This is a genomic window from Alteromonas lipotrueae, from assembly GCF_019249255.1.
GTDB lineage: Bacteria > Pseudomonadota > Gammaproteobacteria > Enterobacterales > Alteromonadaceae > Alteromonas > Alteromonas lipotrueae.
The window spans coordinates 1-13,170 of the sequence record NZ_JAESDJ010000012.1; the positions used below are offsets into that span (position 1 = coordinate 1).

10 protein-coding genes are annotated in these 13,170 nt (G+C 43.5%); 6 read left to right on the plus strand and 4 right to left on the minus strand.

Annotated features, from left to right (window positions below; all coding sequences use genetic code 11):
- Positions 1-193: 193 nt before the first annotated feature.
- Positions 194-403, minus strand: a complete 210-nt coding sequence (locus KYS23_RS15380) for a hypothetical protein (RefSeq protein WP_218419283.1) — start codon at positions 401-403, stop codon at positions 194-196.
- A gap of 231 nt (positions 404-634) precedes the next feature.
- On the opposite strand from KYS23_RS15380, the gene KYS23_RS15385 reads away from it, so the two are divergent.
- From KYS23_RS15385 to KYS23_RS15405, 5 genes are all read left to right on the plus strand, one after another.
- Positions 635-1,384, plus strand: a complete 750-nt coding sequence (locus KYS23_RS15385) for an SDR family NAD(P)-dependent oxidoreductase (protein ID WP_159529970.1) — start codon at positions 635-637, stop codon at positions 1,382-1,384.
- Between the two features lie 28 nt (positions 1,385-1,412).
- The gene (locus KYS23_RS15390) at positions 1,413-2,045 is read left to right on the plus strand and encodes a glutathione S-transferase family protein (protein ID WP_159529968.1); all 633 of its coding nucleotides are present in this window, start codon (positions 1,413-1,415) and stop codon (positions 2,043-2,045) included.
- 33 nt (positions 2,046-2,078) lie between these two features.
- Entirely contained in the window at positions 2,079-2,678 is a 600-nt protein-coding gene (wrbA, locus tag KYS23_RS15395; RefSeq protein ID WP_159529966.1) for an NAD(P)H:quinone oxidoreductase, read from the plus strand.
- A gap of 203 nt (positions 2,679-2,881) precedes the next feature.
- Positions 2,882-3,304 (plus strand): organic hydroperoxide resistance protein, encoded by a 423-nt coding sequence (locus KYS23_RS15400; protein ID WP_159529964.1) that lies wholly within the window; start codon positions 2,882-2,884, stop codon positions 3,302-3,304.
- A gap of 18 nt (positions 3,305-3,322) precedes the next feature.
- Positions 3,323-4,339 (plus strand): alpha/beta hydrolase, encoded by a 1,017-nt coding sequence (locus tag KYS23_RS15405; protein WP_201299244.1) that lies wholly within the window; start codon positions 3,323-3,325, stop codon positions 4,337-4,339.
- A gap of 284 nt (positions 4,340-4,623) precedes the next feature.
- Here KYS23_RS15405 and KYS23_RS15410 read toward each other — a convergent pair whose 3' ends face one another.
- Positions 4,624-7,482, minus strand: coding sequence for an ATP-binding protein (locus tag KYS23_RS15410; protein WP_218419285.1), 2,859 nt, complete (start codon positions 7,480-7,482; stop codon positions 4,624-4,626).
- A 260-nt stretch (positions 7,483-7,742) separates the two neighbouring features.
- On the opposite strand from KYS23_RS15410, the gene KYS23_RS20970 reads away from it, so the two are divergent.
- Complete coding sequence (locus KYS23_RS20970; RefSeq protein WP_159529960.1) at positions 7,743-7,919, plus strand: MerR family DNA-binding transcriptional regulator; 177 nt, start codon at positions 7,743-7,745, stop codon at positions 7,917-7,919.
- Positions 7,920-8,301: 382 nt separating this feature from the next.
- On the opposite strand, the gene KYS23_RS15420 is transcribed toward KYS23_RS20970, so the two are convergent.
- Positions 8,302-10,611: a CehA/McbA family metallohydrolase gene (locus KYS23_RS15420; RefSeq protein ID WP_218419293.1), complete on the minus strand. Its 2,310-nt coding sequence runs from the start codon at positions 10,609-10,611 to the stop codon at positions 8,302-8,304.
- A gap of 184 nt (positions 10,612-10,795) precedes the next feature.
- Positions 10,796-13,153: a TonB-dependent receptor gene (locus KYS23_RS15425; RefSeq protein ID WP_218396375.1), complete on the minus strand. Its 2,358-nt coding sequence runs from the start codon at positions 13,151-13,153 to the stop codon at positions 10,796-10,798.
- Positions 13,154-13,170 lie beyond the last annotated feature (17 nt).

Genomic DNA, 13,170 nt, shown 5'->3' on the forward strand with positions numbered 1-13,170 from the left:
AAGTACCTTCAAGTACCTTCAAGTACCTTCAAGTACCTTCAAGTACCTTCAAGTACCTTCAAGTACCTTCAAGTACCTTCAAGTACCAATGCAATTTTACCATTCTTCTCAATAGTTTCATCAAGTACTTTAATGCCCCTGGGCCCCGTTTATCTGATACTAGTAATTTAGCTAGAGTGGTTGCTGCACGTAACTACCATCCCAAAACTCTTTGCTCATGCGCTATCGTTAGTGCATTAAGGAATTCTTGTTCAACCTGCTCACCGGATTCTCCACTCGCCTGCAATATCATTCTTCGGACACGACAAATTTCAGCAAATTGGTATTTAACGGGCCGACGGCCACCATCATTTTCGGTCGTTACAAATTGCTCTTTGTCAGACGCCATTATCTTCTCTGCCATAAGTTTTGAACGGATGATCTCGTTAAAAACATAACAAATATAAGTTTGTTGCCACATCGTAATTGCAAGAGCTTAAACCATGTTCTTTACAGTAACTTTCAAGTTTTTACGTGAAGCTTCATTCCATCCACCTATATTCTTGGTCTGAGGTAAAAGGTTCATGGCCGTGTATCAAGAGATGCCAGTAGCCGATTCCTGATTGCAGAATCCTCAACCATTTTGGAGCAAAGCATGAGTTACAGACTTATTAATAAAGTGATATTGATTACAGGTGGCACCAGCGGTATTGGTCTAGCCTCAGCCAAAGAATTTACTTCACAAGGGGCGATAGTGTTTATCACCGGACGCCGTAAAAGTTCCCTAGATGACGCCGTTGCAACTTGTGGACCTCGTGCAATAGGAATTCAAGCAGATGTCTCTAATTTGGTCGACTTAGACTCTGTGATGAACACAATCATTCAGCAAGCAGGTCACATTGATGTTGTTTTTGCGAACGCCGGTGGTGGTGACATGTTGCCGCTGGGTACGGTTACAGAAGAGCACTTCGATAGTATTTTCGATACAAATGTAAAAGGCTTACTTTTTACAGTTCAAAAAGCCTTACCTCTGATGAAGGATGGTGGCTCCATCATTCTGACGTCCTCCACAACAGGAAGCAAAGGCACTGAGAACTTCAGTGTTTATAGTGCCAGTAAAGCGGCGGTTCGAAACTTTGCACGTAGTTGGTTGTTGGAACTTAAACCACAATCGATACGTGTCAACGTTATCAGCCCTGGCCCTATTCGAACGCCAGGTTTAGGTGGGTTGGCGCCAGAAGGTCAACAAGAAGGCTTATTTGATTTCTTGGCTACACAGGTACCTATCGGTCGCTTAGGTCGACCAGAAGAAATCGCAAAAGCTGCACTCTTCCTGGCTTCAGATGACAGCAGCTTTGTAAATGGCATCGAATTATTTGTTGATGGTGGCGCAGCGCAAGTTTAAGGGGGCTCGTTGCTAATTGGAGATGAAGATGATTAATTTATACACGTGGTCAACACCGAATGGGCGTAAGGTATCGATAATGCTCGAAGAGCTTCAGGTTCCTTACCAAGTACATGCCATTAACTTGTCGAAAAGTGAGCAATTTACCCCAGAGTTTCTGCGCATTTCCCCCAACAACAAAATTCCCGCAATTGTCGACGAAAACCCAATTGGTAAACCTATTACCGTATTTGAGAGTGGAGCCATTCTGACTTATCTAGCAGAAACGTATGGGAAGTTTCTAGCGCCATCTGGCGAAGAACGCTACAAAGCAATTGAATGGCTTCATTGGCAAATGGGTGGTCTAGGCCCAATGATGGGACAGCTCGGATTTTTTGAGAAGTTTTCAAAAGAGAAATCACCTTTGGCCAGCGCCCGGTTTTTAGTTGAAGTAGACCGCTTACTTAAAGTGATGGATAAACGATTAAGCGATACCACCTATCTTGCGGGAGAGAGTTTCACTATCACTGACATAGCTTGTTACCCATGGATTTACAGTGCAACGACCTTCTTAGGAGATCTGCTTGCAGCAAGCCTTAAAGATAAAGAATCACTAAGACGTTGGCTAAAAGCTGTTGGTAATCGATCGGGTGTCCAACGCGGAATGACTGTGCCGTCTTAATTTTTAATTACAAATTTTCTAAGGAGAATCAAAATGACGAATATTTTAGTCCTTTATTATTCAAGTTATGGTCACGTAGAAACTATGGCCAATGCAGTTTCAGCAGGTGCGTCATCTGTTGAAGGCGTTACAGTTACAACTAAGCGCGTTCCTGAGTTAGTGCCGGAAGACGCAGCCATGCAGGCAGGAATTAAGTTAGAACAAGAGGCTGATATCGCCTCTCCCGAAGAACTTGCTGACTATGATGCCATCATATTTGGAACGCCTACGCGATTCGGAAATATGGCGGCGCAGATGCGGAACTTCCTAGATCAAACAGGCGGTCTTTGGTTTGGGGGCAAGCTAATCGGAAAAGTCGGTAGTGTTTTTACCTCTACCGGAACTGGAGGCGGTAATGAAACAACAATCCAATCTTTCCATACTACGCTTTTCCATCATGGAATGGTTCTAGTTGGCCTGCCTTACGCGGCTCAGGAACTTACCGATATTTCTGAAGTGAAAGGAGGATCGCCACTAGGTGCCGCTTGCATAGCTGGGTCGGATGGAAGCCGCCAGCCATCTGAGAAAGAATTAGCTCTGGCAAAATTTCAAGGCCAACACGTGGCTAATATCGCAACCAAGCTAAATTCTTAGAACCGTAAAATAAGGAAGCGTATTTCAGCTCTACACTTTCGTTTACCTCTAGTAAATAAATACCAATTAGCTTTCAAGTCGATTTGAAATTTAACTAAGGGCATAGATGAAAATTTACATTTAGCGCAAATTACACACAATAATTATGGTAATAACTTTACCCGCCTTTTAGAGGCGAAATGAACGTCCTGGAGGACAAACCTATGAACGCTATTTATACCGCAACAGCTACTTCTACCGGTGGTCGTGATGGCCGCTCAATCTCTTCCGACAATAAACTTGACGTTGCCCTTAGTACACCCAAAGAGCTTGGTGGCCTTGGTGGTGATGGTACAAACCCAGAGCAACTGTTTGCCGCTGGCTACTCTGCTTGTTTTATTGGCGCGATGAAGTTTGTCGCTGCGCAGCAGAAACTGCAACTACCAGATGACCTTTCCGTTACAGCAAAAATAGGCATCGGTGAAAATACTCGCGGTACCGGTTTTGCTATCAACGCTAATCTGAATGTTGTATTGCCTAGCTTAGACAACGATGTTGCTGAAAAACTCGTTGCAGATGCACATCACATTTGTCCATATTCTAATGCAACGCGTGGCAACATTGACATGACCACAACCATTGCTTAATGAAAGAGGAGTATCAAAGTGAAAAAGCTACTTTTATCAGCGATGGTCGCCAGTACTTTTTTGGTATCTAGCGTTTCTTTTGCCGCCGGTTCACCTGGCACCGAAAAAAATACGCAAGCATTCTTGGAAATGTTAGAGCAAAGCGGTGGAACACCACTTGAATTGCTCTCTCCAAAAGATGCGCGAGCTGTCCTGACAGGCGCTCAAAAGGGAGCCACTCTGCGTGCTGCCGATGTTATGCACAAAACCATAAACGTTGATGGAGAGGCCATCGACTTGGTGATTGTTAAACCAGAAAACGCTCATGGCTCGCTACCTGTTTTTATGTATTTTCATGGCGGTGGGTGGGTTCTAGGTGATTACCCTACACATGAGCGATTGATTCGAGATCTGGTTGTTAATTCTGGTGCTGCGGCGGTTTACGTTGACTATACACCGTCACCAGAAGCAAAGTATCCAACGGCAATTAATCAGGCCTACGCTGCTACCAAATGGGTATCTGAAAACGGCCGTAAAATTGGTGTGGATGGTTCAAGGTTGGCTGTTGCCGGTAACAGTGTAGGTGGCAATATGGCTACCGTAGTTGCTCTAAAAGCCAAAGAAGCTGGTACGCCTAATATTGAATTCCAGTTGCTATTGTGGCCAGTGACTGATGCAAGCTTTTATAATGCATCATACTCAGAGTTTGCCAATGATCACTTCTTGACTAAAGGAATGATGGAATGGTTCTGGGACAATTACACAACTGATCAAATCGAACGCAATGAGATCTATGCCTCGCCATTACGAGCAACTACTGAGCAATTGGCTGGCTTACCTCCAGTGCTGATTCAAACGGCGGAAAAAGACGTACTGCGTGACGAAGCGGAAGCATATGGTCGGAAGTTAAATGATGCGGGTGTAACGGTAACCGTGACTCGTTATAACGGCATGATCCATGACTTCGGCATGTTGAACGTTCTGGCAGATGTACCTACTGTTCAAGATTCATTACTTCAAGCCGGACAAGCATTAAAATCACACCTAGAAAAATAATTATTAATTGAGGAGGTGGCTCCATTTTACTCAACAACTTCCCCTCCTCATTCCGTGAAGTTGGGCACGGAATGAGGAGAAGGCTCTATAGAAATTCAACAACTTAATTGTGTGCACTAGCCTGCCTTAATCACTAAAAAAAGTCATAAATTGCACCTTAAACAACCAACGAGGCATTGACAAAAAACACGCGGAAAGAGCCAATAAACCCTTCGTGATAGGTCGCAAAAACTGGTTGTTTGAATTTAGGTTAGAAAGTGTTGTGAATAAGAGTGGCTTTCGCTCTAAATTGACTTTTTTAATTCTAGTGCAACTTTCATATCAAGCGTTCCAACTTCTCTACCAAATTTATTAATTGTTTGTTCAAGTATTTCACTTGCCTCTCTTTTTCTTTTTTCTAATATTAGTAATTTAGCTAACGACGTAGCTGCTCGTAGTTCCCATCCTAAAACTCTTTGCTCCTGCGCTATCGTTAGTGCATTACGGTATTCTTGCTCAACTTGCTCAATAGGCTCTCCATTTGCCTGATATATCATTCCTCGGACACGACAAACTTCAGCAAACTGGTACTGTTCGCCTTGGGTTCGTGAAAATTGGTGAGCTTCTTCTAATATCGACAAGGCTTCATCGCATAGATTGACCGTACTCAAAGCACGGGCAAGAACGAGCAAGAACTCAGTGGAGAGAACTCTATGTTGCTCTTTTGAAAGCGTATTCAGTCCTGCTCGAAGATCTTCAATGCCGACACGCGGATCCCCCTTTAACACTGCCAAGTATCCTCGCATACTGACACCAACAGCCAGATAGGGTTCCAAAGAAAATTCTTTGGCGTTTTTTATCAACCGAGTAATACGAATGGTGGCAGTTGATATATCTCCAGACCATAAAGAAACAGTCGCTGTGGACATTAACGCGATACATAAAGCAACACCGTAGTCCCTAGATTCAGCCACACGAATTGCCTCTTCACAGACCTGCTCAGCTTTAGACGGCCTCCCCCGTAGCCAAAGCACACGAGCCAAGACAATTAACCCTCGGCTAAGGTGATCAAACCCAAAAGCGTCTAAATAGAATGTTTCGGTAGTTGACCTTCTCATTGCTTTTTCACAATACTCATGAGCAAGCGTCTGATCGCCACACAAATGTATGGCGACACCCATCATCCATTCCGCCATCGCAGTAAAATAATCGCTATGAATTTTATCTGAAACGCGTATCGCTTGTTCTGAAATCCCCATTAACTCTTGAAACTCGCCGGTACGAGATTTATAGATGTGTAAGCCAGCGAGAAGTCTAAGCTCAGCCTCAAAGCTGTCTAGCTCACGTGCCAGTTCAATACCCTTGTTAATTGATTCCAGTGTTTGCTGTGAGTTCCCCTTGGTAAACATCACTGAAACCGCCAGTCCCTCCCAAAGGGCTAGCTCGACTTCTGTGTTTCGTTCATCAGCTGCCAGGCAATTTAAGGCTTGTTGAGTCCAATTTAGGCATTCCTTTAGCATTGACCTTCTTAGCAGCACTGGGGTTGTCAAAGCAACAAGTTTGGATACATACGCTTTGTTAGCATTGTCTTGCAAGCTACTCTCAATAGATGCACTAATATTACCAAGTACATCCGCTAGATCATTGTTCGCCACAAAACTGCGCTCATACCCATCATTTTTCGACCTAGCTAAAACAGCAATGAGGTACTGACGATGCTTTATTTCTATGGTTTGCATTTCGCCACTCTCACTCAGCTTTTCAGATACATAGCGCAATGTGGTAATAAGTAGCCGATACCCCCCCTCTATAACGCCATTGGATCTTGAGATTAACGACTTGTCACACAGACTTGCAATTGATAGTTCAACATCATCTTCACTCAACAGGTCATCGCAAATTACATTTTTCGCCGCGTTAAGAGTAAATGCTCCGACGAATATAGACAGCCTTACTATTACCATTCGATCTCGGCGTTCTAGCAGTAAAAAACTCCACTCAACCATTGCCTTAAGCGACTGATGTCTGTTGATAGCGTCTCGTCGACCTGGTAACTGAATATTTTTTTTGCTGTTAATTAAGATAGATGTTCCGTCAATACCATGTTGCCCTACCCGACTACCAGCCAATTCAATTGCGAGTGCATTTCCATCTACACTTTCGCAGATTTTTGCGACTAACTTAGCGTCGTCATCGCTGAGTTCTCGACGATAACCACTCGAAATCGCTCGCTCCATGAAAAGCTGAACTGCTGGCCACTTCGTTATTTCTTTTGCTGTTAGATCTGATTCTTGTGGTGGCACTTTCAAAGAGCCTAAAGTAAAAACTTCCTCTCCTTCAACCTTTATTGCTTCCCTACTGGTGGTAAGGAGAAATAGCTGAGGTACTTCTCTAAACAGTTTTCTGAGAATAAAAGACACGTCATCAATCACATGTTCACAATTGTCTAGCAATATTAGCGTTTGTTTCTCTTTTAAGTGCGAAACCATTGATGCAACGGCATTCCGGCCTCTTAAAGATATTCCTAAAGACGACACTAATGCCGTTTCAATGAAATCTCCACGGGTCACAAGTGCCAGCTCCACGAAACAAACATTCCCATAGATTTTTTCGTCGAGCGATTTTGCAATGTTCAACGCCAAACTAGTTTTACCCACGCCACCTGGACCAGTAATACTCACAAACCGTTTCTTCAATAGCAGCTCTTGCACTGATGAAATTTCACTTTCTCGCCCAATTAGTTTGGACAGAAGCTTTGGTAGATTCGACATAGTTGGGGTCAACAGTGACGCTTGATTGATGATTTCTACCGGCTCGGTAAATAAATAACCTCTCCTTTGTACGGTTTTAATGTATTCAGTGTCAGCACCATTTTCGCGAAATAATTTTCTCAAAGACGCGATATTGACTCTAAGGTTTGCCTCTTCAACGAAAAGTTTTGGCCATGCCCTAGATATTAATATTTCTTGTGATACAACTTGACCAGAGCGCTCCAAGAGCGCGACTAAAATGTCAAATGCTCGTCCCCCGACCTCCAATTGTTGACCGTTATAACTTACATTTTGACCGTTGAGATCAACCAAAAACCCATCAAATTGGTATTTAACGGGCCTAAGCCCTCTATGTTTCTCGATTGTAGCGAACTGGTCGGTGTCAGAAGTCATTGTCTTCTCTGCCATAAGTTTTGAACGGATGGTCACGTTAAAAATATAACAAATATAAATTTGCTGCTACCTCGAAGTTGCAAGAGTATAAACAATGTTCTTTACAGTATATTTCAAGCTTTACATGAAGCTGGGAAGTCCAAACGTCATTTCTTCTACATATACTCTGAGGGAGATGGCCTTAGAGGCGACACCACCGACCCACATGCGTAAATGAAGTAACGTAATCTATAGGGTAAACCCACAGTCAAGAGGATTAATTGAGGATACTCACAGGAGAGTTAGCAAAGTTATCAGGATTGTCAAAAGACGGCGTTAGGCACTATGAAAAATTAGGAATAATCATGTCATGTCCGTTGCAAGCAGGTAGTCGTATTTACAAAAATTACCGTACAACTTGCCTGAAACGAATTGAACAAGCTAAACAAGCGCAATGAATTGGATTATCACGTAAAGACAATGGGCCCGATTTTAGACATACATGAAATTGAAGGATTAACAGAATCAGATACGGTAGCTTTTCTAAAGGACCGGCCACAGGGAGAATGATGAAGTGAGCAGCCCTTTGTGAAAGGAGCTATTTCGCTATTACCTTAACCCCATTCAAGTTCTCCCCAAAAGGACTGATAAACACTAATCAAATGTAGGAAGTGCGACACCAGTTCGAGCATTATTTGCAGCCAAGTTCCTTTCAGCACTGGCCACATCAGGACGATACTTTAGATAATTCACGGATTGCGCAATCGGCAGTGGCTCACCGATACTCGGCAAGCTAGGATTATGACTCAGTTGTACTCTGACACCCTTTGTTATTTTTAACTAAAACTGGCTCTCATCAACCAACTCAAGCCATATAGGGTTGGTATAGGCTTTACGGCCTTCATTATCTTCTACGACCAACGCTACCCAGCCCGAAGCTTGTGGAACTTCAAAGCTAACGGCATCACGCTCACCGGCAAGCGTTTTATCTTCAAGTACTACGCTGCTAGCAGCACTTTGCTTATTCATTGCTTTACTATCACTACCAATCAACTGTACCGACTTAAGTCCATTTACAGCAACCAAATCAAAACTTATTGTTTGCGGTTGTGCCTTTGCAATCTTCAACGTATCGCCAAACATTACGTTTTCAGGGTAAATCACAGGGCCAAAAGATACGTAAGAATGACCGTCTTTTGCTGCTTGTGCGAAGGCCTTTGCCGTCGGTTTGCTGCCGGTATATACAAACAACCGATTTAAACCACTGATTTGGTTTAACACATCGTGGGTGTCTGATCCTGCGGTGAAATAATACGGTACCCCTTCATTCCAAAACTGGTACGCTTTATTAATTGTTGGCTCGTTATTCACCACGGCACTTAGCTCAAATAAATCTATGCTAGGGTTAAAGCCCCCTGGCGCAGTGCCTTTATCTAAACTGCTTAAATAGCCATAAGGTATGTAAGGGTGATTTGACGCAATAACAGTAGCGCCCATGCGCCGCACATCTTCAATAATACTGTGTATGTCATCTACACCTGGATCGACCGTTAATTGCGCCCCACTATCGATAGGAAATGCGTTGAAATGCCCCCAAGACGGTGACACTTCAATAGACGGTATAAAGGGCACATTGCGTGCATCGGCCAGGTTTTGAATGGTGTCGTTATTTTTAGTGGAATCATGATCACTTACAAATAATACGTTTAACCCAGCAGCTAATTGAGAACGTACCAAATTTGTAGGGTTTGTTGACCCTTCCAACACATCGGCATGATGGTGCAGGTCTCCTGCATACCAACCATGCATCGTAGGATACGCCTTCACATCAACTGCAGTTGCTACAGTCGTTATTTTATTTGCATTAACGCTTGTCGCGATCATCGTACTTTTGGCGTTAAAGCCCGCACCATGTGAAACGCTTAATTCGTATTCCCCTGGTGCCAAACCAAATACGGCGTTGCCAATATTATCGAGGTCGGTGAAGAAGGTTCGTGCCCCTAAATATTCGATGAGTGGTTGATTGCCCTGCTCTATTGTAATTTTTGCATCTATGGGCTTCTGACTTTTCGCATCGGTTATATTAAGGCTTATTGCACCTGGGGCGCGAAGTGCATCGAATGAGAGTTTCTGAGTCACATTCTCTTCAACGGTAATCAGGCGCGTTTTACTGTCTGAATGTTGTTTGCCCGTAGCGTAAACTTCGTAGTCGCCTACCGGCAGCGTGAAATCCACATTCTTGCCGTTACCCATGGCCCACATATAAGGCACACCATTTTGCGACACTACAATGGCGGCTTGCTCAACGGTTTGCCCTTCCTGTGTACTTACGTGCGCTTCTATTTTTCCACTTTTAAGTGCTTTTCGCTTTATTTCGGCACTCACAACGGGCGCTAAGTTACCACGTGGCAACACCTGATAGTCACCCGAGAAAGTCACACTTTGTGAAGGGCCAAGGGTATGTGCCGCGTATAAATCACGTGACTGATTTTTAGTTTCGCGCATATAAGGTGCGTGCAATGCAATCGCCCATTCTTCGTCATAACCCACGAAGCGGTCTGATAACCATAAATTCTCAGATGATTTTTCGATAGTGTGTCTACGAGGAACAGCGAATTTGTATCCGGAATCTGGCCATAAGGTGTAGCCTGAAAGCGCTTCGATATCGCTATCACCTTTATTGGTCATTGTGGTTTCAACATGAATAAGATCTGCGCCCTCAGAAAGGCTGTAGGTTGTACTTATTTCAGCTTCGCCAAAGTCTCTTTTAATGTTAACAACCGCTTCTTGAGCACTGTCTTTAAGAATATCAATTTTGGTGTAAGTATTAGGCCAGCTTGACCAATTATTTGGGATGAAATCGGCAAAAGCAACGCGATCGTTGCTAAGTGCTCCATCCTCTTTCACATTAGCAATGTCGACTATACAGCCTCTTGCTACGCCCCACGGCGGCGCTGAATCTACTGCAATAGCGAATGCTAGTTTATCGTTTTGAATGGTTAAATCTTCGTTGGAAATAGCATTCCCATGTGGAATGGCCGTTTTCCCTTTTGTGATACTAACCGAGGCATGACTTACATGGGATAAAAGACTCCCCGATACCAATAATGAAATACCCAATAATGCAGGACTTAGCGTCGAAAGCTTCATAAAAACACCTTATGTGGTAATACAAGTCGTTTGAGTGAATGGCGCATGAAAAAGACAACAATAGCGCGTTAGTATGTAAACCGTGTGATAACATTTAAGAATAAAGCCGCAGCCAGTACGTCTGGTTGCGGCCTTATTATTTCGATTGTAAAGCGCTATGAATAACGCTTTTACACCTCTTTAATTACATAGCAACGCGTACGTTGAAAGAAGCGATGCGAGGGGCACCAATCCATCCGGCGTTTGCAGCAATGGAACCAAGGTAATCTTCATCGAACACATTGTTTACGGTAAAGCTTAGCTCCACGCTATCAATGCTGCCGCCAATGTCGTAAGCCGTTTTACCTACATACAGGTCACTTACAATGTAAGAGTCAGTTTCTTGTGTATTAGCTTGGTCTAGGAAACGCTCACCTACATATTTTGTGCTAAAGCCAGCGTAGAAATCACCTTTGGTGTAATCAAAACTAACTACGGCCATGTCTTCTGGTGAACCGATTACGGTGTTACCGCTAACGCCTTCGTCAGTGTAAGTCGAGTCGTTTTTAGTATATGAAACATAGATGCCTAATGAATCAGTAATGTTGTAATCAATAGATGCTTCTATACCATCTGATTCAATACCACCGTCATTGATGTAGCCGCCTGCAGCAGATTCTAAGAAGTCGATACCATTTACGTCTTCGTTACTTACAAAGGTAATGCGGTTTTCAAATTCAATCGTGTAATACGTTAAACTTGCATTAAATCCTGGCGTTGAATAACGCAAACCGAAATCGATATTGTCTGCGGTTTCTGGCTCTACCGTACTGATATCAGTGTCGTCACGCTCTAATACCGCATCTTTAACCGCTGCAAAGTTCTCTGCATATCCACCGAAAAGCTCTAAACCGTTAACCGGTAATGGTGCAACGAAACCAGCTGAAATAAGTACATCAGAATCAGAGGATATGTTTAAGTTATTTTCAGGGGTAAATTGGTCTTCTTTAGACACATCAACGTTAAACTGCTTTGCCCCTAAACGAATTTTCGCAAACCCTGCATCAAGTTCGTTTTCAACATAGTACATAAGCGTTTCAACCGGAAACTCTCGATCGTACTGAATCCAATAAGGGGTGTTTTCGTAGCGAGCGCTTGTTGAAGCATCAATGGTTTTGTGCCAATCGCGGTATTCGTCACGCTGATAATCTTCATACCAAAAACCACCACGAACTACGTTGTCCATATCAGCAATGGTTGTGTTCCATACGAAATCGCCGTTAATACCGTAGCGCTTCTTATTATAATGAGTGTGACGATTAGAGCTTACTGCAATAGCGCCTTGCTCATAGCAATTTGGATCAACTTCAGCGCCACCACCACCGTAAGGTGAACTGATTGAACTGACACAGTTATCAATAGGTGAAAGGGCTTCGCCAGCACTATTAACAAAGTAGATTAGGCCTAAGGTGCTGCCGCCGTTTACGGTGCTTGACGTATTTAATTCAGAATTTGCATTTCCTGCGCCGTCATCAGTTACATCGGCAATATAGTATGGGTTCCACTTACCTGCACCTTCGTTTTCGTGATAATAAACGTTAGTACTAAAATCAACACTTCCCACTGTGAAATCGGCTTTTAGATAGGTAAAGAAATTCTCGCGCTCGGTAACCCACCCTTCGCGAAAAACCTGATCTTGATAAGGAATACCAGACCACGTATCAGTTAGTCCATCCCATTCCGGGTTTTGAGCATACTGGGCTAACCCATAAACACGTTGATAAGTGTATTCTTGTGCATCGTCGTAACTCACGAAGCCCGTAAGGTCTACTTCACCTATTGTGCTGATGATTTTACCTTCTAAATGGTCACGGGTATTAGTCACTGACCCATCCATGTAATCATCATTTTGCTGAGTAGACAACGAAAGCCATGCAAACGTATCTGGGGCAATCTCGCCTGTATCGTAACGAACATAAACTTTACTGGCGTTGTATTCTGCAAATGTGGTGCTTACTGTTAATTGCTCGTCCAGCGCAGGTCTAATGGTAGTAAAATCCATTGTTCCGCCAAGGGCTTCATTCGAACGAGAGCTAATATCAGCGGTCCCCTGAGAAACTACCGTGCCACGTAAGTTTTCAGTATCAATATATCGGCTGGCTTTAGTACCACCACCGTAGTTAGAGTTACCGTTAGCAATGCCATCAACGGTCATCCCAATTTGCTGAGAGTCAAGGTTAACCTGAAAACCACGAATTGAAATCGTAGTAGACCATTCATCAGAACCAAACGGGTCGCCTTCAGTTACCAATACACCTGGCAAATTGTCGATAAGTGCCAATGCGCTAGTCATCGGGGTCTGTTGCTTTTTCATTTCTGTTGAAGTTGCACTGTTAGCGTATGAAACATTACGCCCAGTCACTAATATTGATTCAACGTCTTTGTCTTCTTCAGCTGCTTGCGCTTCAGCTTCTTGAGCTAACGCATGCATTGACGTTAATGACGTCGCTGCAAGTACAGATAAAGCGATTAAGCTTCGCTTTTTTGGCACATAAGTGTTCATAAAACTCCCGTTGTGTG